At 74.0% G+C, this 20,057-nt stretch carries 22 protein-coding genes; 9 read left to right on the top strand and 13 right to left on the bottom strand.

Annotated elements, in window-relative coordinates:
• Positions 1–609, bottom strand: coding sequence for a TetR-type transcription factor C-terminal domain-containing protein (locus tag AKI01S_RS02200; RefSeq protein ID WP_067811707.1), 609 nt, complete (start codon positions 607–609; stop codon positions 1–3).
• Positions 610–640: 31 nt separating this feature from the next.
• Positions 641–1,153 (bottom strand): Lrp/AsnC family transcriptional regulator, encoded by a 513-nt coding sequence (locus AKI01S_RS02195; RefSeq protein WP_083998763.1) that lies wholly within the window; start codon positions 1,151–1,153, stop codon positions 641–643.
• A gap of 99 nt (positions 1,154–1,252) precedes the next feature.
• Here AKI01S_RS02195 and pdhA point away from each other — a divergent pair, with 99 nt between their 5' ends.
• The 5 genes from pdhA (at position 1,253) to AKI01S_RS02170 (ending at position 5,606) form a co-directional block, all read left to right on the top strand.
• Complete coding sequence (gene pdhA / locus AKI01S_RS02190; RefSeq protein ID WP_245681445.1) at positions 1,253–2,350, top strand: pyruvate dehydrogenase (acetyl-transferring) E1 component subunit alpha; 1,098 nt, start codon at positions 1,253–1,255, stop codon at positions 2,348–2,350.
• Positions 2,351–2,353: 3 nt separating this feature from the next.
• Entirely contained in the window at positions 2,354–3,334 is a 981-nt protein-coding gene (locus AKI01S_RS02185; RefSeq protein ID WP_067811704.1) for an alpha-ketoacid dehydrogenase subunit beta, read from the top strand.
• The gene (locus tag AKI01S_RS02180) at positions 3,331–4,656 is read left to right on the top strand and encodes a dihydrolipoamide acetyltransferase family protein (protein WP_067811702.1); all 1,326 of its coding nucleotides are present in this window, start codon (positions 3,331–3,333) and stop codon (positions 4,654–4,656) included. The genes AKI01S_RS02185 and AKI01S_RS02180 overlap by 4 nt, the downstream gene beginning before the upstream one ends.
• Positions 4,657–4,866: 210 nt before the next feature.
• A complete protein-coding gene (locus AKI01S_RS02175) occupies positions 4,867–5,256 on the top strand; it encodes a MerR family transcriptional regulator (RefSeq protein WP_067811700.1) in 390 nt (129 codons plus the stop codon).
• Between the two features lie 2 nt (positions 5,257–5,258).
• Positions 5,259–5,606 carry a thioredoxin family protein gene (locus tag AKI01S_RS02170; protein ID WP_083998761.1) on the top strand — a complete coding sequence of 116 codons (348 nt, stop codon included), beginning with the start codon at positions 5,259–5,261 and terminating at the stop codon, positions 5,604–5,606.
• A 19-nt stretch (positions 5,607–5,625) separates the two neighbouring features.
• Here AKI01S_RS02170 and AKI01S_RS02165 read toward each other — a convergent pair whose 3' ends face one another.
• Positions 5,626–6,228, bottom strand: a complete 603-nt coding sequence (locus AKI01S_RS02165; protein ID WP_218009526.1) for a LutC/YkgG family protein — start codon at positions 6,226–6,228, stop codon at positions 5,626–5,628.
• 152 nt (positions 6,229–6,380) lie between these two features.
• On the opposite strand from AKI01S_RS02165, the gene AKI01S_RS02160 reads away from it, so the two are divergent.
• Positions 6,381–7,583 carry an RNA-guided endonuclease InsQ/TnpB family protein gene (locus AKI01S_RS02160; protein WP_067811697.1) on the top strand — a complete coding sequence of 401 codons (1,203 nt, stop codon included), beginning with the start codon at positions 6,381–6,383 and terminating at the stop codon, positions 7,581–7,583.
• Between the two features lie 13 nt (positions 7,584–7,596).
• On the opposite strand, the gene AKI01S_RS02155 is transcribed toward AKI01S_RS02160, so the two are convergent.
• The 10 genes from AKI01S_RS02155 to AKI01S_RS02110 all read right to left on the bottom strand — a co-directional run bounded on the left by AKI01S_RS02155 (position 7,597) and on the right by AKI01S_RS02110 (position 18,048).
• On the bottom strand, positions 7,597–9,000 hold the full coding sequence (locus AKI01S_RS02155; protein ID WP_067811695.1) for a lactate utilization protein B: 1,404 nt from the start codon (positions 8,998–9,000) through the stop codon (positions 7,597–7,599).
• On the bottom strand, positions 8,997–9,701 hold the full coding sequence (locus AKI01S_RS02150) for a (Fe-S)-binding protein (protein ID WP_067811693.1): 705 nt from the start codon (positions 9,699–9,701) through the stop codon (positions 8,997–8,999). Before AKI01S_RS02150 ends, AKI01S_RS02155 begins: the two co-directional genes overlap by 4 nt.
• 7 nt (positions 9,702–9,708) lie before the next feature.
• Entirely contained in the window at positions 9,709–10,536 is an 828-nt protein-coding gene (locus AKI01S_RS02145) for an amidohydrolase family protein (RefSeq protein ID WP_083998759.1), read from the bottom strand.
• A gap of 10 nt (positions 10,537–10,546) precedes the next feature.
• Positions 10,547–11,509, bottom strand: coding sequence for an aldo/keto reductase (locus AKI01S_RS02140; protein ID WP_245681444.1), 963 nt, complete (start codon positions 11,507–11,509; stop codon positions 10,547–10,549).
• A gap of 20 nt (positions 11,510–11,529) precedes the next feature.
• Complete coding sequence (locus AKI01S_RS02135) at positions 11,530–12,540, bottom strand: ABC transporter permease (RefSeq protein ID WP_067811690.1); 1,011 nt, start codon at positions 12,538–12,540, stop codon at positions 11,530–11,532.
• Positions 12,537–14,042, bottom strand: coding sequence for a sugar ABC transporter ATP-binding protein (locus AKI01S_RS02130; protein ID WP_067811688.1), 1,506 nt, complete (start codon positions 14,040–14,042; stop codon positions 12,537–12,539). The genes AKI01S_RS02135 and AKI01S_RS02130 overlap by 4 nt, the downstream gene beginning before the upstream one ends.
• The gene (locus AKI01S_RS02125) at positions 14,042–15,094 is read right to left on the bottom strand and encodes a sugar ABC transporter substrate-binding protein (RefSeq protein ID WP_067811686.1); all 1,053 of its coding nucleotides are present in this window, start codon (positions 15,092–15,094) and stop codon (positions 14,042–14,044) included. The genes AKI01S_RS02130 and AKI01S_RS02125 overlap by 1 nt, the downstream gene beginning before the upstream one ends.
• A 61-nt stretch (positions 15,095–15,155) precedes the next feature.
• Positions 15,156–15,911, bottom strand: a complete 756-nt coding sequence (locus AKI01S_RS02120) for an SDR family NAD(P)-dependent oxidoreductase (protein ID WP_067811685.1) — start codon at positions 15,909–15,911, stop codon at positions 15,156–15,158.
• Positions 15,908–17,194: an enolase C-terminal domain-like protein gene (locus AKI01S_RS02115; RefSeq protein WP_067811683.1), complete on the bottom strand. Its 1,287-nt coding sequence runs from the start codon at positions 17,192–17,194 to the stop codon at positions 15,908–15,910. The genes AKI01S_RS02120 and AKI01S_RS02115 overlap by 4 nt, the downstream gene beginning before the upstream one ends.
• On the bottom strand, positions 17,191–18,048 hold the full coding sequence (locus AKI01S_RS02110; protein ID WP_067811682.1) for a fumarylacetoacetate hydrolase family protein: 858 nt from the start codon (positions 18,046–18,048) through the stop codon (positions 17,191–17,193). Before AKI01S_RS02110 ends, AKI01S_RS02115 begins: the two co-directional genes overlap by 4 nt.
• A gap of 213 nt (positions 18,049–18,261) precedes the next feature.
• Here AKI01S_RS02110 and AKI01S_RS02105 point away from each other — a divergent pair, with 213 nt between their 5' ends.
• The 3 genes from AKI01S_RS02105 to AKI01S_RS02095 are packed head-to-tail and all read left to right on the top strand — an operon-like array spanning position 18,262 to position 20,057.
• Entirely contained in the window at positions 18,262–18,966 is a 705-nt protein-coding gene (locus AKI01S_RS02105) for a FadR/GntR family transcriptional regulator (RefSeq protein ID WP_067811680.1), read from the top strand.
• Positions 18,967–19,003: 37 nt separating this feature from the next.
• Positions 19,004–19,321 carry an L-rhamnose mutarotase gene (locus AKI01S_RS02100; protein ID WP_067811678.1) on the top strand — a complete coding sequence of 106 codons (318 nt, stop codon included), beginning with the start codon at positions 19,004–19,006 and terminating at the stop codon, positions 19,319–19,321.
• Between the two features lie 10 nt (positions 19,322–19,331).
• Complete coding sequence (locus tag AKI01S_RS02095) at positions 19,332–20,057, top strand: FadR/GntR family transcriptional regulator (RefSeq protein WP_067811677.1); 726 nt, start codon at positions 19,332–19,334, stop codon at positions 20,055–20,057.

Below are 20,057 nucleotides of genomic sequence, written 5' to 3'. Positions count from 1 at the left end.
TCAGACGCGCAGGCCCTCGAAGGCCGTCTTGCGCACCAGCGCGGCCAGGTCGCCGACGTCCATCCCGCCGCCCGGCCGGTACCACTCGGTCAGCGAGTTGACCATGCCGAACAGCAGCCGCGCCCCGACCGCCGGGTCGATGTCGGGGCGCAGGTCGCCCTCCGCCACCGCGCGCTCCATCAGCTCGGCCACCAGGTGGTCGAACGCCCGGCGCCGCTCCACCGCCCGCCGCTCCACGTCGGTGTTGCCGCGCACCCGCAGCAGCAGGGTCACGAACGGCAGCCGCTCGGCCAGCACGTGGACGCTGCGCTCGGTGAGGAACTCCAGGCGCTCGATCGCCCGGCCGTCCCGGGCCCGCGCCTGCTCGGCCGCCTCGAACAGGCCGTCCAGCGCGCGGTCGGTCGCCATCCGCAGCAGCTCCTCCTTGCTGGCGACATGGTGGTAGATCGCCGACTTGGTGATCCCGAGGCTGCGGGCCAGCGCCTCCATGCCGGTGGCCTCGTAGCCGCGCTCGTTGAACAGCCGGACGGCCGCCGCCAGAACGGATTCGAGATCGTGGCCGGGCCGCCCCCGCTTGGCGGGCGGCCGGGCCGAGACGCTGGAAGACACGGGATCGAGTATCGCAGCCGGAACGTTCCGGTCAGCCCAGCAGCAGGTCGTCGGCGGACTCCTCGAAGATCACCAGGGTGCGGGTGCTGCGCACGCCGGGGATCGAGTGGAACTCGTGCAGGACCAGGGCGCGCAGCTCGGCGGCGTCCCGGACGCGGACCAGCGCGAGCACGTCGAAGTCGCCGCCCAGCAGCGCGAAGTGCCGCACGGCGGGCAGGCCGCGCAGCCGGTCGCACACGGTGCGCCAGGAGTTCTGCTCGATCTTGAGGGTGACGTACACCGAGGTGCCGAACCCGGCCTTGACCGGGTCGAGCCGGACGGTGAAGCCGCGCACCACGCCGTCCTCCAGGAGCCGGTCCAGGCGGCTGTAGGCGTTGGCGCGGGAGATGTGCAGGCGTTCGGCCAGGGCCCGGACCGACACGCGGGCGTCCCGGGACAGCTCCTCGACGATCCGCTGGTCGATCTCGTCCAGCGCCGGTGCCGAAGGTCTGCGTTCCGGGCGGCGCGGGCCGCCCGGAGTGGACGTTCGTTCATCGGAATCCATCGGATCGCTCCAAATGTCTTGTCTTTCCGGTCCGCTCTGGACGGTTGGCCCTGGTCGGAGCACTGTATCGGGCAAATGGCCACGAACGGGAGAAACGCCGTGACGACGAGGTCCGGTATCGATCTGCTGCCCACGTCCCGACCGCTCCAGCTCCTCGACAAGCGCGGCCGCCGCGCCCCGAAGACGCGCGGCGGCGGGCTGGCGATGCCCGACGACGAGACGCTGCTGGCCGCGTACCGCGCGCTGGTGGTGGGACGCCGGTTCGACCGGCAGGCCACCAACCTGGTCAAGCAGGGACGGCTCGCCGTCTACCCGTCCTCGCACGGGCAGGAGGCCAGCGAGGTGGGCGCGGTGCTGGCGCTGCGCCCCACCGACTGGCTGTTCCCCACCTACCGCGACAGCGTCGCGCTGGTCACGCGGGGCATCGACCCGGTGGAGGTGCTGACGCTGCTGCGCGGCGACTGGCACAGCGGCTACGACCCGGTCGCCCACCGCACCGCGCCGCAGTGCACGCCGCTGGCGACGCAGGCCCCGCACGCGGTCGGGTTCGCGCACGCGGCGCGCCTCAAGGGCGAGGACACGGTGGCGCTGGCGTTCCTGGGCGACGGCGCGACCAGCGAGGGCGACTTCCACGAGGCCCTGAACTTCGCGGCCGTCTTCCGGGCCCCGGTGGTGTTCTTCGTGCAGAACAACCAGTACGCGATCTCGGTGCCGCTGGCGCGGCAGACCGCCGCCCCGTCGCTGGCGCACAAGGCCGTCGGGTACGGGATGCCGGGCGTCGGCGTGGACGGCAACGACGTCGCCGCCGTGATCGCGGCCGTCGCGCAGGCCGCCGACCGCGCCCGGTCCGGCGGCGGCCCCACCCTGATCGAGGCGCACACCTACCGGATGGACGCGCACACCAACGCCGACGACGCCACCCGGTATCGCACCGACGAGGAGGTCGCCGCCTGGCGCGACCGCGACCCCGTCGACCGGATCACCGCCCACCTGCGCGGCGCCGGGCTGCTGGACGACGCCCGCGTCGGCGCCGTCGCCGCCGAGGCCGAACGCGTCGCCGCCGACCTGCGCGAGCGCCTGCCCGAGCAGACCCCGCCGGACCCGGCCGAGCTGTTCGCGCACGTGTACTCCTCCCCCACCCCCCAGCTGCGCGAGCAGGCCGACCTGCTGCGCGCCGAACTCGCCGAGGAGGTCTGACCCATGGCCCCCGTCTCGATGGCCCAGGCGATCAACGCGGCGCTCGCCGACGCGCTGGCCGACGACGACCGCGTGGTGGTGTTCGGCGAGGACGTCGGCGCGCTCGGCGGCGTGTTCCGCGTCACCGACGGGCTGACCGCCAAGTTCGGCGAGGACCGCTGCTTCGACACCCCGCTGGCCGAGTCCGGCATCGTGGGGATGGCGGTCGGCATGGCGATGAACGGCATGCGGCCGGTGGTGGAGATGCAGTTCGACGCGTTCGCCTACCCGGCGTTCGAGCAGATCGCCAGCCATGTCGCCAAGATGCGCAACCGCACCCGGGGCGCGCTGCCGCTGCCCATGGTGATCCGCGTCCCCTACGCGGGCGGGATCGGCGGCGTGGAGCACCACTGCGACTCCTCCGAGGGCTACTACGCCCACACGCCGGGCCTGACGGTGGTCACGCCCGCGACCGTCGCCGACGCCTACGGCCTGCTGCGCGAGGCGATCGCCTCGCCCGACCCGGTCGTGTTCATGGAGCCGAAGAAGCTGTACTGGGCCAAGGAGGAGGTGACGCTGCCCGCGCGGACCGCGCCGTTCGGGCGGGCCGAGGTGCGCCGGACCGGCACGGACGCGACGCTGGTCGCCTACGGCCCGGCGGTGCCGGTGGCGATGGAGGCCGCCGCCGAGGCCGTCGCCGAGGGCTGGGACCTGGAGGTCGTGGACCTGCGGACCATCGTGCCGTTCGACGACGACACGGTCATGGCCAGCGTCGCCAGGACCGGGCGGGCGGTCGTGGTGGCCGAGGCGCAGGGGTTCGCCGGCGTCGCCTCCGAGATCGCCGCGCGGATCTCCGAACGCTGCTTCCACGTGCTGGAGGCCCCGGTGCGCCGGGTCACCGGGTTCGACGTGCCCTACCCGCCGCCCAAGCTCGAACACCACCACCTGCCCGGCGTCGAACGGGTGCTGGACACGGTGGCGACCCTGCAGTGGGAGGACCGATGACCGCGCGCGAGTTCACGCTGCCCGACCTCGGCGAGGGCCTCACCGACGCCGAGATCGTGCGGTGGATGGTCAAGGTCGGCGACCCGGTGGAGATCGACCAGCCGGTCGTCGAGGTCGAGACCGCCAAGGCCGTGATGGAGGTCCCGGTGCCGTTCGCCGGGGTCGTCACCGGGCTGAACGCCGCCGAGGGCGACACCGTCGCGGTCGGCTCGGTCCTCCTCGTGGTCGGCGACGAGGCCGCTCCCGAGCCCGCCTCCGAGCCCGTCCCCGAGGCCAGGGCCGCCCCCGGGCCCGAGGCCGCCCGGTACATCGAGGAGGAGCTCGCGGGCTCCGGCAACGTCCTGGTCGGCTACGGCACCGCGCGCACCAGGGAGCGCCGCCGACGGCGGCGCGGCCGCCCCGTGCCGGTCGCCCCGCCGACCGACCGGCCCCGCACGATGTCCCCGGTCGTGCGGAAGCTGGCCCGCGACAACGGCGTCGACCTCACCCGGCTCACCGGCACCGGGCCGGACGGCCTGATCACCCGCGCGGACGTGGAGAAGGCGATCGAACGCCCCGCCCCGCCGCCCGCCCCGGAGCCCGCGCCCGCCCCGCGGGCCACCGCGCGGCCCGCGCCGGAGATGCTGCCGGAGCTGGAGCGGATCCCGCTGCGCGGCGCCCGCAAGGCCGCCGCCGAGGCGTTCGCCCGCAGCCGCCGGGAGATCCCCGAGGCCACGACCTGGGTCGACGTGGACGCCACCGCGCTGCTGGAGCTCCGCCGGGAGATCAACGCGAGCGGGCGGCACGCGCCGGTGAGCCTGCTGGCGCTGTTCGCGCGGTTCGTGACGGCCGGGCTGGCGCGGCATCCCGAGCTCAACAGCCGCGTCGACACCGAGGCCGGCGAGATCGTCCGGTTCGACGGCGTCAACCTCGCCATCGCCGTCCAGGCCGGGCAGGGCCTGGTCGCCCCGGTGGTCCGCGAGGCGCACCGGCTGAGCGCGCGCGGCCTCCAGGCGGAGATCACCCGGCTCACCGACGCGGCCCGCGCCGGTTCCCTGACCGTCCCCGACCTGACCGCGGGCACCTTCACGCTCAACAACTACGGGGGCTTCGGCGTGGACGGCTCCGCCCCGATCATCAACCACCCGCAGGCGGCGATGCTGGGCGTCGGCCGCATCATCGACCGGCCGTGGGTGGTGGACGGGGAACTGACCGTCCGGAAGGTGGGGCAGCTGTCGCTGGCGTTCGACCACCGCGTCTGCGACGGCGCGCCCGCCGCGGCGTTCCTGCGGTTCGTGGCCGACTGCGTCGAGAACCCCCACGACGCGTTCGCCGATCTGTGAGAGGACGTATCACCCGGTGAAACCGCGGGTGCCGCGCTCGCGCCGCACGGTCCGCATGCCGCCCGCGCGGCGCGACATCCGCATGGCCGCCCTCCGTCATCACGAGAAGACGGATCGCATCGTCGCCGAGAAACGCCCCGCCTGATCCGCACGCACACGGGGGCACCGTTCCTTGCCTTGACGCCGGGGGCAACGTTTAGCGTCTGTGTCATGCGCATCGGCGAGCTGGCGGAGCGGGCGGGGGTCAGCCCCCGCACCCTCCGGTACTACGAGGCGCGCGGGCTGCTGCCCGCGCGCCGCGCGGTCAACGGTTACCGCGTGTACGGCGAGGACGACCTGCGGCTGGTGGAGCAGATCCGCGCGCTGCAGGACTTCGGGTTCGAGCTGGAGGACACCCGGCCGTTCGTGGAGTGCCTGCGGGCGGGCCACCCGGCCGGGGACTCCTGCCCGGACTCCGTGCAGGTCTACCGCGCCAAGCTCGCCGAGCTCGACGCGCTGATGGAACGGCTCGGGCGGGTGCGCGCCGAGGTGGCCGCGCAGCTGCTGCGGGCCGAGGCCGAGCTGTCGCCGCCGGAGCCGCGGTGCGAGACGAGGGGATGACCATGACACGGACGACGGGTGCGACCGGCACGGTGCCGGAGATCACCGACGCCGACTTCGCCGCCGAGGTGCTGGGGGCCGACCGGCCGGTGCTGGTGGAGTTCACCGCCGAGTGGTGCCCGCCGTGCAGGCAGCTTGCGCCGGTGCTGGCCGAGCTCGCCGACGAGGAGCGCGACCGCCTCAAGGTCGTCGCGATCGACGTGGACGCCAACCCCGTCACCACCGCCGCCTACGGGGTGCTGGCGATGCCGACGCTGATGGTGTTCCGGGACGGCGAGCCGGTGGTGTCGGTGGTGGGCGCGCGGTCCAAGCGGCGGCTGCTCCGGGACGTGGAGCCCGCGCTGTCCTGACCGCCCGGCCCCCTCGGGATCAGAGCAGGACCACCTCGAGGGTGCGGGGGCCGTGGACGCCCTCGACCCGGTCCAGCTCGATGTCGCTGGTGGCCGACGGGCCGCTGATCCAGGTCAGCGGCCGGGCCGGGTCCAGCCGTTCCAGAGCCTCGGGGACGGTGCGCACGATCTGGTCGCGGCGCACCACGCACAGGTGCCGGTCGGGCACCAGGGTGAGGGCGCGGCGGCCCTGGCCGGCCGAGCCGTCCAGCACGATCGTGCCGGTCTCGGCGATCGCGACGGCGCAGCCGGTGAGGACGCCGTCGAGGGCGTCCAGGTCGGCCGGGGACAGCGGCGGCTCGTCGCGGACCGGGGTGATCCCCGCCAGCCACTCCCCCGGCACGCCGGGCGGGACCGCGATCCGGCCGCCGAACGCCGCGACCGCCTCGGCGACCGGGACGTCCCGGCGCACGACCGCGCGGTAGTCCACCAGCCGGTCGACCAGCAGTTCCACCAGGTCCGGGCCGGAGCGGGCGCGGTCGTAGCCGCGCGGGACCGGGACGTCCCCGGGGCGTTCGCCCGCCGGGACGTCGGCGAGGGCGGCGCGGACGCGGGCCAGGACGGCGTCGCGGGCGTTCACCAAATCCTCCTGAAAATGTCCCGGTCTTCAGGCCGGGGAGAAATCCGGACCCCGCAAGGAATGGCCTGGCGAAGCCGGGACAGTCCAGAGCGCGAATCGCGCCTACACATCTGCATCTGCTTACCGATCATGCCGGGATTCGATAAAATCGGAACATGCGCACGGCGTACAAGGTGCGGGTTTACCCCACCCCGCAGCAGGCGGCGGTGCTGAACCGCACGTTCGGCTGCGTGCGCCTGGTGTGGAACACAGTGCTGACATGGCGGCATGCCCGCTACCACACCGAAGGCAAACGCACCTCCTACGCCGCAACCGACCGTTATCTGACCGAACTGAAACGCGACGGCAGCCACGACTTCCTGTACGAGGTGTCCTCGGTCCCGTTGCAGCAGGCCCTGCGGCACCAATACACCGCGTTCGTGAACTTCTTCGCCGGACGCGCCCGCTACCCCCGCTACAAGACCCGGCACGGCCGCCAGTCGGCGACCTACACCCGCTCGGCGTTCCGATGGAAGGGCGGGCGGCTGCACCTGGCGAAGACCGAGGGCCCGCTTGCGTTCGCGTGGTCCTGGCCCGGCATTGACCCGGCCACCCTGAACCCGACCACGGTGACGATCTCCCGAGACCCCGATGGCCGCTGGTATGCCTCTCTGGCGGTGGAGACCACCGCCGACCCCGAGCCGCCGCCCACCACCGGCGCGGCGGTCGGCGTCGATGTGGGCGTGAGCGATTTCGCGGTCCTGTCCACCGGCGAGAAGATCGCAAATCCGCGTCACCTGGAGCGCAAGGCCCGCAATCTGGCCCGCTACCAGCGGCGCATGGCCCGCAAACAGCGCGGCTCCCACAACCGGGCCAAGGCCAAGGCCAAGGTCGCCCGCGCACACCGCAAGGTCCGCGACGCCCGCCGGGATTTCCTGCACCGCACCAGCACGCGGCTGGTCCGCGACCACGACGTGATCGTGATCGAAGACCTCAACGTCTGCGGGATGGTCCGCAACCGGTCCCTGGCCAAGGCGATCTCCGACTGCGGGTGGGGCGAGTTCCGCCGCCTGCTGGAGTACAAGACCGCCAGGCACGGCCGCCACCTGATCGTGATCGACCGCTGGTACCCCTCCAGCAAGACATGCTCGGCGTGCGGGCACCTGCTCGCCGAGCTGTCCTTGAGGACCAGGCACTGGACGTGCCCCGCCTGCCGCGCCCGGCACGACCGGGACATCAACGCGGCGAAGAACATTCTGGCCGCTGGTCGAGCGGTGTCTGCCTGTGGAGCTGATGTAAGTCCGCAAGGGTCCTCCCTTCGGCGGTCGGCGGTGAAGCAGGAAGCCCAGCCCGTGAGGGCGGGAATCCCCCGCCTTTAGACGGGGGAGGAAGTCAACGGTTCTCCTTCCACCACTGCCGGAACGACTCGGTCGGCGGCGCGGGGATGTCGCGGGTGTCGGTCCAGGCGGCCAGCGGGCCGGGCAGGCGGCGGGGGGTGAGGCGGCGGAACCGGCCCGCCGCGCGCTGCGCGGTGGCCAGCAGGGCGGGCGACTCCAGCACGCGGCGCGCGGCGGCCATCGCCAGCCGCTCCCCCCGGTGCCGTCCGGTGGCGGCGACCTTGGCGCGCAGGTCCAGCAGCACCTCGGGGATGTTGATCGCGACCGGGCAGACGTCGTAGCAGGCCCCGCACAGGGTGGAGGCGTAGGGCAGCGACTCGTCCAGCTCGGAGGAGAACCCGCGCAGCTGCGGGGTGAGGATCGCCCCGATCGGGCCGGGGTAGACCGAGCCGTAGGCGTGGCCTCCGGCGCGTTCGTAGACGGGGCAGACGTTGAGGCAGGCCGAGCAGCGGATGCAGCGTAGTGCCTGGCGGCCCACCTGGTCGGCGAGGACGTCGGTGCGGCCGTTGTCGAGCAGGACCAGGTGGAAGTCCTGGCCCTCGGTCGCGCCGGTCCACATCGAGGTGTAGGGGTTCATGCGCTCACCGGTGGAGGAGCGCGGCAGCAGCTGCATGAACACCTCCAGGTCCCGCCATGTCGGCACGATCTTCTCGATGCCGACCACGGAGATCAGGGTCTCGGGGAGGGTCAGGCACATGCGGCCGTTGCCCTCCGACTCCAGGACCACCAGCGTCCCGGTCTCGGCGACGGCGAAGTTGGCCCCGGAGACGCCGACCCTGGCGCGCAGGAAGCGTTCGCGCAGGTGGAGCCGGGCGGCCTCGGCCAGGGCGCGCGGGTCGTCGGTGAGGTCGGCGGGCGCGGGACGGCCCCAGTCGGCCATGGTCCGCAGGAAGATCTCGCGGATCTCGGCGCGGTTGCGGTGGATGGCGGGGACCAGGATGTGGGAGGGGCGGTCGTCGCCGAGCTGGACGATCAGTTCGGCCAGGTCGGTCTCGTAGGCGGTGATCCCGGCCTCGGCCAGCGCCTCGTTCAGGCCGATCTCCTGGGTGGCCATCGACTTGACCTTGACGACCTCGCTCTCGCCGGTCGCCTCCACCAGCCCGGTGACGATCCGGTTGGCCTCGGCGGCGTCGCGCGCCCAGTGCACGGTGCCGCCCGCCCGCGTCACCGACTCCTCCAACTGCTCCAGATAGGAGTCCAGGTGCCGCAGGACGCGGGTCTTGACGGCGGCTCCGGCGGCGCGCAGCGCGTCCCAGTCGGGCTGCTCCCCGACCACGGCGGCGCGCTTGTCCCGGATGGTGCGGGTGGCCTTGTGCAGGTTGTGCCGGAGCTGGGCGTTGCCGACCTCCCGCGCCGAGGCGGCGGGGAAGGCGGGCATCCCGACGAACGTTCCGCTCATGCGGGTTCCTCCTCGGTGGCGGCGAGGATCTGCGCCAGGTGCATCGTGCGGACGCCCGCGCGTTGCCGCCGCAGCGTGCCGCCGATGTGCATCAGGCACGAGTTGTCGGCCGCGCACAGCACCTCGGCGCCGGTGTCCAGGACGTTGCGCATCTTGTCGGTGCCCATCGCGGCCGACACCGCCGGGTTCTTCAGCGCGAACGTGCCGCCGAAGCCGCAGCACTCCTCCGCGCCGCCCAGCGGCAGCAGCGTCAGGCCCCGCACCGCCGACAGCAGCTCGTAGGGCCGGTCGCCCAGCCGCAGCGACCGCAGCGAGTGGCAGGTGGGGTGGTAGGTGACGGTGTGGGGGAAGTAGGCGCCGACGTCGGTGACGCCCAGGACGTCGACCAGGAACTCCGACAGTTCGTACACCCCGGCGGGCGGCTCGACGCCGAGTGTGGGGTACCACTCGCGGATCATCGCCGCGCATGACCCGGACGGCACCACGACCGCCTCGTAGCCGTCGAAGGTGTCGGCGAAGCGCCGTGCCAGGGGCGCGGCGTCGGCGCGGTAGCCGGTGTTGAAGTGCATCTGCCCACAGCAGGTCTGGGCCTCGGGGAACTCCACCCGGCAGCCGAGCCGTTCCAGCAGCCGCGCGGTCGCCCGGCCGGTGCCGGGGAACAGCGTGTCGTTGACGCAGGTGATGAAGAGTGCGACGCGCATCCGGTGGTCAGCTCTCCAGTCCGTAAACGCGGCGGGCCGTGCCCTCCGCGACCGCGGCCCGTTCGCCGTCGGTCAGCTCCGCCATCGCCTCCCCGGCCAGGTCCGCGACCTCCCGGTAGGAGGCCGCCAGCGTGCACACGGGCCAGTCCGAGCCGTACATGACCCGGTCCGGGCCGAACGTCTCCAGCACGTGCCGGGCGTAGATCATGATATCGGCGGGGTCACCGCCGGGCGCCGCCTCGGTGACCAGACCGGAGAGCTTGACCGTGACGTTGGGGAGCGCGGCCATCCGGCGGAGCCAGGACGCCCACGGCTCCCGGCCGCCGCCCGCGATGTCGGGCTTGCCGGCGTGGTCGAGGACGAAGGCGACCTCCGGCAGCGCGCGGGCGGCCGCGAGCGCCGCGCCGGCCTGCGGCGGGCGGACCAGCAGGTCGTAGACCAGGCCCGCCGCGCCGACGGCGCGCAGGCCCCGGCGCACGTCGGGGCGGCCCAGCCAGTCGGGGTCGGGCTCGTCCTGGACCAGGTGCCGGATGCCGACCAGCGGTCCGGCGGCCAGGTCGGCGAGGGTGTCGGCGACGTCGGGCGCGGTCAGGTCGCACCAGCCGACGACCCCGGCGACCGGGCCCGGCCCGCGCGCGACGTCGAGCAGCTCGCGGGTCTCGGCGACGTCGTGGAGCGCCTGGACGACGATCGAGGCGGTGACGCCGCAGGTCCCGGAGACCCGGGCGTAGCGGTCGGCGTCGAAGCGGCCCCGCAGCGGGTCGGCCCAGGGGCCGTCCATCCACGGGTGGGCACGCCGGGAGGTGTCCCACAGGTGGTGGTGCGCGTCGAGCACGGGGTCCTCCTCAGGTCGGCAGGGGCGCGGCCGGGGCGAGCAGGCCCGCCTCGCGCAGGTCGGTCCACAGCCCGGCGGGCAGGTCGCGGGCGAACAGGGCGGCGTTGTCCTCGGCCTCGGCCACCGTACGGCAGCCGGTCAGGACGCTGGCGACCGCGCGGTGCCCGAGCGGGAACCGCAGCGCGGCGGCGCGCAGCGGGACGCCGTGCGCGGCGCACACCTCCGCCAGCCGGGCGGCGCGGTCGCGCAGCGCGGGGGGCGCGGGGGCGTAGTCGTAGGTGGTGCCCCCGGCCAGCAGGCCGGAGTTGTAGACGCCGCCGACGACGACGGCGGTGCCGCGTTCGGCGCAGGCGGACAGCAGGTCCGCCAGCGCCGACTGGTCGAGCAGCGTGTAGCGGCCCGCGCACAGCACCACGTCCAGGTCCAGCCGCCGCACGAACCGGGTGAGCATCGCGGTCCGGTTCATGCCCGCGCCGATCGCGCCGACCACGCCCTGGTCGCGCAGTTCCGCCAGCGCCGGGTAGGCCCCGGCGTAGACCTCGTCCTCGTGGTCGTCGGGGTCGTGCAGGTAGACGATGTCGACGCGGTCGAGGCCGAGGCGTTCCAGCGACCCGGCCAGGGACCGGCGGACGCCGTCGGCGCTGAAGTCCCACACGCGTTTCAGCGGGGGCTCGGCGGCGAACCCGGCGTCGTCGGGCTCCTCCCCCGGCCGCCGGGGCCGCAGCAACCGCCCGACCTTGGTGGAGATCGTGAACGAGTCGCGCGGCACCCCGGCGAGGGCCGCGCCGAGGATGCGTTCGGAGGTGCCCGCGCCGTAGTGCGGGGCGGTGTCCAGGTAGCGCATCCCGAGGTCGAGGGCGCGGCGCACGGCCCGCTCGCCCTGCCCGGCGGCGACCGGCGCGTACAGGCCGCCGATCGCCGCGCCGCCGAACGACAGGGCCGTCACCTCGGTACGGCCCGCGGTACGGCCCACGGGGCGCCGCTCGTCCGGTCTCATTCCTGGGCCTGCCCGGAGGTGACGCGGGAGATGACCAGGGCGACCAGGATGATCGCGCCGTAGATCGCCTGTTTCCAGAACGAGGCGACCTGGGCGAGGGTGAGCAGGTTGTCGACCACGCCGAGCAGCAGCACGCCGGTGACCGCGCCGGTCATGGTGCCGCGCCCGCCGTTCATGGAGATCCCGCCGATGACGGCGGCGGCCATCACCGTGAAGATCATGTTCTGGCCCTGGTTGGCGTTGATCGCGCCGACGTAGCCGGTGAGGCACAGGCCGGCCGCGGCGGCGAGCACGCCCGCGATCGTGTAGACCGCCCAGGTGACGCGTTCGACGCGGATCCCGGCGGCGCGGGCCGCCTCGGGGTTGCCGCCGATCGCGTACAGCGCGCGGCCGAGCCGGTGGTAGCGCAGCGTGAAACCGGCGACGCCGAAGCACACCACGGCCAGCCACACCGACATCGGCAGCCTCAGGAACGTGGTGGTGGCGATCGCGAAGAACGCGTCGGGCATGTCGAACAGCGTCTTGCCCTCGGTCGCGCCGGTCAGCAGGCCGCGCAGCACGATCAGCATGGCCAGCGACACGATGAACGCGTTGAGCCGCAGCCGCACCGACAGCCAGCCGTTGAACGCGCCGATCGCCCCGCCCACCACGAAGATCGCCAGGATGCCGAGCCAGGCGGGCCAGCCGGTGCCGAACCCGGCCGCGGCCGCCGGGATCACCAGCAGCGCGCCGAGGCCGGGGGCGATGCCGACGACCGACTCCAGCGACAGGTCGATCTTCCCGGTGATGAGGATCAGCGACTCGGCCAGCACCACCAGCGCCAGCGCGGCGGACGCGCCGAGGATGCTGATGATGTTGCGTTCGGTCAGGAAGCTGTCGTTGACGACCGCGCCCAGCACCACCAGCGCCGCCAGCGCGGGCAGCAGCGCGAACTCGCGCATCCGGCCGAGCGCCGGGCGCAGCCGCGCGGGCGCGGCGGCGCGCGGCGTCGCCATGGTCTGCGTCATCGGGAGACCCCCTCGATCGAGGCGACCAGTTCCTGGTCGCTCCAGCCGGCCGGGTGCTCGGCGGCGACCCGGCCGTGGAAGAAGACCAGGACCCGGTCGCAGGGCCGCAGGTCGTCCAGTTCGTCGGAGACGACCAGCACCGAGGTGCCGTCGTCGCGGATGCGGTCGATCACCGCCAGCAGCGCCTGCTTGGACTTCACGTCCACCCCGGCGGTCGGGTTGATCAGGACCAGCACGCGCGGGCCGGTGGCCAGCGCGCGGGCCATGACGACCTTCTGCTGGTTGCCGCCGGACAGGCCGCTGACCGGCTGGTCGGGCCCGGCGGTCTTGATGTCCAGGTCGGCGATGGCGGCGGTCGCGGCGGCCCGCAGCCGCCCCGGCGCGACGACCCCGGCGGGGCCGAGCCGCCCGGCGACGGTCATGGTGGCGTTCTCCCCCACCGACAGGCCGGGGACCAGGCCCTGGTGGTGGCGGTCGCGGGGGACGAACCCGATCCCGGCCGCCATCGCCCGGCGCACGTCGCCGAAGCGCAGCGGCGCGCCGTCCACGGTGGCGGTCCCGGCGGCGGGGCGGCGCAGCCCGACCAGCGTCTCGGCCAGCTCGACCTTGCCCGAGGCGCTGGACCCGGCCAGGCCGACGACCTCGCCGCGGCGCACCGTCAGGTCCACGTCGGCGAAGCCGTCGCCGGTCAGTCCCGCCACCGCGAGCCGGGCGGCGGTGCCGGCGGGTCGGCGGCGTCCGGTGCCGTGCCCGAGGTCGGCGGCCTCCCCGGTCATCGCCTCCACCAGCGCGGCACGCGGCAGGTCGGCGACCGGCTCGGTGGCGATCCAGCGCGCGTCGCGGAAGACGGTGACGGTCTGGCAGACCTCGTAGACCTCCTGGAGGTGGTGGGAGATGAACAGGAACGTTACCCCCGCCTCCTGGAGTTCCCGCATCCGGGTGAACAGCCGCTCGATCTCGGCGTTGTCGAGCTGGGCGGTGGGCTCGTCCAGGACGATGAACCGAGCCCCGAACGACAGCGCCCGCGCGATCTCCACGAACTGCCGGTCCTGGACGCTGAGCGTGCCCGCGTCGGCGGCCGGGTCGACGTGGACGCCCCAGGTCCCCAGCAGGTCGGCGGCCTCGCGGCGCATCCGCCGCCAGCCGATGACGCCGCGGCGGACCGGCTGCCGGTTGAGGAACAGGTTCTCGGCGACGGTCAGCCCGGGGATGATCGTGGACTTCTGGTAGACGCAGGCGACGCGGGCGCGCCAGCCGTCCCGGTCGCCGGGCGCGGGGGCGGGCGCGCCGTCGAAGCGGATCTCGCCCGCGTCGGGCGCCAGGATGCCGGTGAGGATGTTGACGAGGGTGGACTTGCCCGCGCCGTTGCGGCCGACCAGGGCGTGGGACTCGCCGGGCAGCACGGCCAGCCGGGCATCGGCGAGCGCGACGGTGGAGCCGAAACGCTTGGTCACCCCGGCCGCCTCGGCCAGCGGCGGGCGTCCTTCGGCGGAGGCGTTCATCACCGGCTCACCGTGTTGCCCCACAGCGACCTGTCGTTGACGTTCTCCTTGGTGACCAGCGGCGCGGGGAGCTGGTCCTCCAGGATTCCGCTGGGCAGCCGGACGATCTCGCTGCCGTGGTCGGTCCTTCCGGGCTGGAACGTCTTCCCGGCCATCGCCTGCTTGATGTAGTACATGCCCCACCGGGCGTAGGCGTCGGCGGGCTGGGAGACGGTCGCGTCGATCTCGCCCTTGCGGATCGCCGCGAACTCCTGCGGGATGCCGTCGTTGGACACGATCGCGATGTGCTTGGGGTCGCCCGCCGGGAACAGCAGGTTCTTGCTGCGCAGCGCCTGGAGGGTGGGCGCGAGGTAGACGCCGCCGGCCTGCATGTAGACGCCCTTGAGGTCGGGGTTGGCGTTGAGGAGGCTGTCCAGGCCGGAGGCGGCCTTCTCGGCCTTCCACTCGGCGGGGATCTCCAGCACCTTGATGTCGGGGTACCTGGACCTCATGCAGTCGCGGAACGCCTGGGAGCGGTCGCGGCCGTTGACCGAGGCCAGGTCGCCCTGGATCTGCACGACCTTGCCCTTCTTGAGCCTGTCGCCCAGGAACGCGCACGCCTTCTCGCCGTAGGCGCGGTTGTTGGCGCGCACCACCATCGCGACCTTGCCCTTCTCGGGGGCGACGTCCACGGCGACGACCGGGACGCCCTTGCGCTCGGCCTGGTTGAGCCCGGCGACGATGGCGGCGCTGTCCAGCGGCGCGACGACGAGGCCGCGCACGTTCTGGTTGAGCAGGTTGTTGATGTCGGTGATCTGCTGGGTGGGGTCGGAGTTGGAGTTGACCGTCGGCAGGGCGTCCACGCCCTGCTCCCTGGCCATGGTGGGGACGTAGTTGTTGTAGGCCTGCCAGAACGGCGAGGTCAGCAGGGGCAGGCCGACGCCGACCTTTCCTCCCTGGCCGCCGCCCCCGGCGGCCGGTCCCGCGCCGGTGTCCTTGGTGCTGCCGCAGCCGGTGAGCAGTGCCGCCGACAGGGTGAGGGCCGCCGCGGCGGCGAGTGTGGTGCGCTTCATGGGGTTCTCCTGCGTGTGGGGTGGTTGACGGGCTCCCCCGAGCGGTGCGCCGCGGCGCGGGTCAGGTGCGGGGCCGCGTCCGCAGCCCGGCCATGCCGCCGTCCACGGCCAGCCAGGTGCCGGTGGTGGCCCCGGCGCGCGGGCCCGCCAGGTGCGCGATCGCCTCGGCGACCTCCTCGGGGCGCACCAGGCGTCCGGTGGGCTGGCGGGCGGCGAGCGCGGCGCGTTCGGCGTCCGGGTCGGGCGCGGCGTCCAGCAGGCGGCCGACCCACGGGGTGTCGACGGTGCCGGGGTTGACGCAGTTGACGCGGATGCCGTCGGCCAGGTGGTCGGCGGCCATCGCCAGCGTCAGCGACAGCACCGCGCCCTTGGAGGCGCCGTAGAGGGCGCGCCGCGGCAGCCCGGCGGTCGCGGCGATCGAGCAGGTGTTGACGATCGCGGCGTGGGCGGAGCGGCGCAGGTGCGGCAGGGCGGCGCGGGTGACGCGGACGATGCCGAGGACGTTGACGTCCAGCACGCGGTGCCACTGGTCGTCGGGGTTGTCCTCGACGGTGCCCTGCGCGCCGATCCCGGCGTTGTTGACCAGGACGTCCAGGCCGCCCAGCCGCTCGGCGGCCTCGGCGACGGCGGCGCGGACGGCCGGGTCGTCGGTGACGTCGGCGGTGACGCCCAGCAGCGGCGCGGGGACCGCCGCGCCGTCCAGGTCGAGGCAGGCGACGGCGGCGCCGCGGGCGGCCATCAGCTCGGCGGTGGCCAGGCCGATGCCGGAGGCTCCCCCGGTGACCAGCGCGCGCAGTCCCCGGAACTCGTCGCTCATGCGTTCCTCCAGACGCTTCCGGACGGGTAGGTGTGGTCGGCCAGCGACCCGGGCAGCATCCGCGCCGACATGCCGGGCGCGAGGGGCGCGCGGTAGTGGCCGTTCTCGATGCGGACCGGGTCGGCGAAGTGCTCGTGCAGGTGGTCGACGTACTCGATGACGCGGTCCTCGACGGTGCCGCTGACGGCCAGGTAGTCGAACATCGACAGGTGCTGCACGACCTCGCACAGGCCGACGCCGCCGGCGTGCGGGCAGACCGGGACGCCGAACCGGGCGGCCAGCAGCAGGATCGCGATGTTCTCGGTGACCCCGGCGACGCGGCAGGCGTCCAGTTGCAGCACGTCGACCGCCCCGGCCTGGAGGAACTGCTTGACCATGACCCGGTTGCAGACGTGCTCGCCGGTCGCGACCCGCACCGGCGCGACGCCGCGCCGGATGGCGGCGTGGCCGAGCACGTCGTCGGGGCTGGTGGGCTCCTCGATCCAGTACGGGTCGTAGGGGGCCAGGGCGCGGACCCACGCGATCGCCTCGGCGACGTCCCAGCGCTGGTTGGCGTCCACGGCGATCCGCACGTCCGGTCCGGCGACCTCGCGGGCCAGCGCCAGCCGGCGCACGTCCGCGGCGAGGTCCGCGCCGACCTTCAGCTTGATCTGGGTGAAGCCGTCGGCGACGGCCTCGGCGGTGAGGCGGGCGAGCTTGTCGTCGGAGTAGCCGAGCCAGCCGGGGGTGGTGGTGTAGGCGGGGTAGCCGGCGGCGAGCAGGCGGGCCTCGCGTCCGGCGCGGCCGGGGGCGGCGGCGCGCAGCAGGTCGGCGGCCTCGTCGCGGGTGAGGGCGTCCGACAGGTAGCGCCAGTCGGCCAGGTCGGCGATCTGGTCGGGGGTCAGGTCGGCCAGCAGCTTCCACACCGGCTTGCCCGCGGCCCGGGCCGCCAGGTCGAACGCCGCGTTGATGATCGCGGCGGCGGCCATGTGGACCGCGCCCTTCTCCGGGCCGAGCCAGCGCAGCTGGGAGTCGTGCAGCAGCCGCCGGGCGAACGTCCCGAGGTCGCCGGGGTCCAGGTCGGCGCCGACCAGCAGCGGCGCGTGCGCCTCGATCGCGGCGACGCAGACCTCGTTGCCGCGCCCGATGGTGAAGCAGAACCCGTGGCCCTCGGCGCCCTCGTCGGTCTCCAGCGTGACGTAGGCGGCCGAGTAGTCGGGGTCGGGGTTCATGGCGTCGGAGCCGTCCAGGTTCCGCGAGGTGGGGAACCGGACGTCGGTGACGCGCAGACCGGTGATCTTCACTCGGCGTCCTCGCAGACCTGGCGCTGGCGGCCCAGCCCGTCGATCTCCAGCTCGACGACGCTGCCCGCGCGCAGGTAGGGCGCGTCCGGGCGGCCGAGCGCGACCCCGGCGGGGGTGCCGGTATTGATGACGTCGCCGGGCTCCAGCACCATGAACCGGCTGACGTACCAGATCACGTGCGCCACCGAGAAGATCATGTCCTTGGTGGTGCCGTTCTGGCGGAGCTCGCCGTCCACCCACAGCCGCAGGCCGAGGTCCTGCGGGTCGCCGACCTCGTCGGCGGTGACCAGCCACGGGCCGAGCGGGTTGAACGTCTCGCACGACTTGCCCTTGTCCCAGGTGCCGCCGCGGTCGAGCTGGAACTCGCGTTCGGACACGTCGTTGCTGATGGCGTAGCCCGCGACCAGGTCGCGGGCCTGCTCGGGGGAGTCCAGGTAGCGGGCGGTGCCGCCGAGCACGACGGCCAGCTCCACCTCGTAGTCGGTGCGGGTGCTGCCGCGCGGGACGCGGACGGTGTCGTGCGGTCCGACCACCGTGTTGGGGGCCTTCATGAACAGGACCGGCTCGCCCGGTTCGGCGGCGCCGGTCTCGGCGGCGTGGTCGCGGTAGTTGAGGCCGACGCAGACGATCTTGCCGGGGCGGGCGACCGGGGCGCCGACGCGCGTCCCGTCGGGGACGGCGAGCTCGGGCAGCGTGCCCGCGGCGAGGGCGCGGGCGGCGCGGGCCGGGCCGCCGGTGGCCAGGAACCGGCCGTCGATGTCGTCGGTCAGGCCGGACAGGTCGTGGTGGACGCCGTCGTCGCTCAGCAGGACGGGGCGCTCGCCCCCGGCCGGGCCGACGCGGAGCAGCTTCACGGTGCGGATCCCCCTTCGGGGTGGGGTGTGTCGCCCGCCACACGAGTCATCAGACCATTAACGGGCGAAAGGTCAAGAGTTGCGGATCGGTGCAGCTTCGGATGAAGATTGGTAGGACCATTTGATACTCGCGCCCGCCGAACGGTGTCAATACCCCCGCATCCCCGTCCGCTCCGCCACCCGCTCCCCCGCCCCGGCCCCGCAGGAGGTCCGATGACCGAACCCCTCGTCCGCACCACGGTCACCCAGCGCGCCATCGACCAGCTCAAGCAGAAGATCGCCAGCGGTGAGCTGCGTCCCGGCCAGCGGCTGCCCACCGAACGCGACCTGGCCGCCGGGCTGGGGCTGTCGCGCAGCTCGATGCGCGAGGCGATCCGCGCGCTCACCACCCTCGGCGTGCTGGAGTCCCGGCACGGCGCGGGCGTCTACGTGACGAGCCTGGAGCCCGGCGACCTGCTGGAGACGTTCGGGTTCCTCACCGAGATGTCGCGCGGCTCGTCGCTGGTGGACCTGCTCCAGATCCGCCGCATCCTGGAGCCCGCCGCCGCGGCGATGGCCGCCGCCCGGCGCACCGACGCCGACCTGGCCGCGATCGAGGCGCACCTGGCCGCCATGGAGCGGGCCGCGGAGGTGGAGGAGTTCGTCACCGCCGACCTGGCGTTCCACCGCGCCGTGGTGGCGGCGGCCGGGAACCCGGCGCTGTCGGCGGTGGTGGAGGGCCTGTCCACGCCCACCTTCCGGGCCCGCGTCTGGCGCGGGCGGCGCGACGCCGGGGCGATCCCGCGGATGCACGAGGAGCACCGCCGCATCTTCGGCGCGCTGGCCGCCCGCGACCCCGAGGCGGCGCGGGCCGCCGCGGGCGTGCACATCGGCGAGGTGGAGGGCTGGCTGCGCGCCAACCTCGACGTCGCCCCCTGATCCCCCACGCCCACCCCGACGCGAAGGAGCCAACGCCATGCGCATCGCGCTGCACACCCGTCTCAAGCCCGGTCGCGAGGAGGAGTACGAGGCCGCCCACCGGGAGGTCCCGGCGGAGCTGGTCGCGGCGATCCGCGCCGCCGGGGCCCGCGACTGGACGATCTGGCGCAGCGGCCCGGACCTGTTCCACGTCCTGGACTGCGACGACTACGCCGCCCTGCTCGCCGCCCTGGCCGACCTGCCGGTCAACGTCGCCTGGCAGGCCCGCATGGCCGGGATGCAGGAGGTGGCGCACGACTACTCCGCCGCCGGGGCCGCCCGGGGACTGCCGGTGGTGTGGCGGCTGAACCCCTAAGCTCGGGCGCGTGGCGACACCTGTCCGGACCTCGGTGACCGAGGAGACCATCGAACGCATCAAGGCGATGATCGTCGGGGGCGAGTTCGTCCCCGGCGAGCGCCTGCCCACCGAACGGGAGCTGGCCGAGCGGCTGGGCGTGTCGCGCAGCTCGCTGCGCGAGGCGATCCGGGCGCTCACCCTGGTCGGGGTGCTGGAGGCCCGGCAGGGCGCGGGCACCTACGTGACCAGCCTGGCCCCGCACCTGCTGCTGGACGCGGTGTCGATGCTGGTGGAGCTGGCCCCCGGCGCGACCGTGCTGGAGCTGCTGGCGGTGCGGCGCGTGCTGGAGTCGGCCGCCGCCGCGCAGGCCGCGGCGCACATCGGCCCGGCCGAGCTGGAGGAGCTGGCCGGGTGCCTGGCGGCGATGCGGCGCGACCCGCAGCGCGGCGACGGCGACCTCGACGAGGTCATCCGGGCGGACCTGCGCTTCCACGAGGTCATGGCGCGCGCGTCGGGCAACGCGGTGCTGGCGGCGTTCTGCGCCGCGCTCGGCAGCCGCACCCTGCGCGCCCGGGTGCACCGGGGGCGCGGGGAGGAGGGCGTGTTCGCGCGGAGCCTGGCCGAGCACCAGGCGATCTACGAGGCGCTGCGCGACCGCGACCCGGGGCGCGCGGCGGCCGTGACGGCCTCGCACATCGCGTCGGTGGAGGCGTTCGTCCGGAACGCCTCCGGGAACGCCGCCTCCGGTTCCTAG

Source organism: Actinomadura kijaniata NBRC 14229, assembly GCF_001552175.1.
Taxonomy (GTDB): domain Bacteria; phylum Actinomycetota; class Actinomycetes; order Streptosporangiales; family Streptosporangiaceae; genus Spirillospora; species Spirillospora kijaniata.
Note: the sequence above shows the minus strand (reverse complement) of the source record. Positions and strands in the feature narration are given on the sequence as shown.

Bases quoted from the DNA above. Each gene is read 5' to 3' on its own strand.
- AKI01S_RS02195 (WP_083998763.1), bottom strand. From the start codon at position 1,153: ATGGATTCCGATGAACGAACGTCCACTCCGGGCGGCCCGCGCCGCCCG.
- AKI01S_RS02130 (WP_067811688.1), bottom strand. From the start codon at position 14,042: ATGAACGCCTCCGCCGAAGGACGCCCGCCGCTGGCCGAGGCGGCCGGG.
- AKI01S_RS02120 (WP_067811685.1), bottom strand. From the start codon at position 15,911: ATGAGCGACGAGTTCCGGGGACTGCGCGCGCTGGTCACCGGGGGAGCC.
- AKI01S_RS02105 (WP_067811680.1), top strand. From the start codon at position 18,262: ATGACCGAACCCCTCGTCCGCACCACGGTCACCCAGCGCGCCATCGAC.
- AKI01S_RS02135 (WP_067811690.1), bottom strand. From the start codon at position 12,540: ATGACGCAGACCATGGCGACGCCGCGCGCCGCCGCGCCCGCGCGGCTG.
- AKI01S_RS02160 (WP_067811697.1), top strand. From the start codon at position 6,381: ATGCGCACGGCGTACAAGGTGCGGGTTTACCCCACCCCGCAGCAGGCG.
- AKI01S_RS02125 (WP_067811686.1), bottom strand. From the start codon at position 15,094: ATGAAGCGCACCACACTCGCCGCCGCGGCGGCCCTCACCCTGTCGGCG.
- AKI01S_RS02180 (WP_067811702.1), top strand. From the start codon at position 3,331: ATGACCGCGCGCGAGTTCACGCTGCCCGACCTCGGCGAGGGCCTCACC.
- AKI01S_RS02185 (WP_067811704.1), top strand. From the start codon at position 2,354: ATGGCCCCCGTCTCGATGGCCCAGGCGATCAACGCGGCGCTCGCCGAC.
- AKI01S_RS02170 (WP_083998761.1), top strand. From the start codon at position 5,259: ATGACACGGACGACGGGTGCGACCGGCACGGTGCCGGAGATCACCGAC.
- AKI01S_RS02100 (WP_067811678.1), top strand. From the start codon at position 19,004: ATGCGCATCGCGCTGCACACCCGTCTCAAGCCCGGTCGCGAGGAGGAG.
- AKI01S_RS02155 (WP_067811695.1), bottom strand. From the start codon at position 9,000: ATGAGCGGAACGTTCGTCGGGATGCCCGCCTTCCCCGCCGCCTCGGCG.
- AKI01S_RS02150 (WP_067811693.1), bottom strand. From the start codon at position 9,701: ATGCGCGTCGCACTCTTCATCACCTGCGTCAACGACACGCTGTTCCCC.
- AKI01S_RS02175 (WP_067811700.1), top strand. From the start codon at position 4,867: ATGCGCATCGGCGAGCTGGCGGAGCGGGCGGGGGTCAGCCCCCGCACC.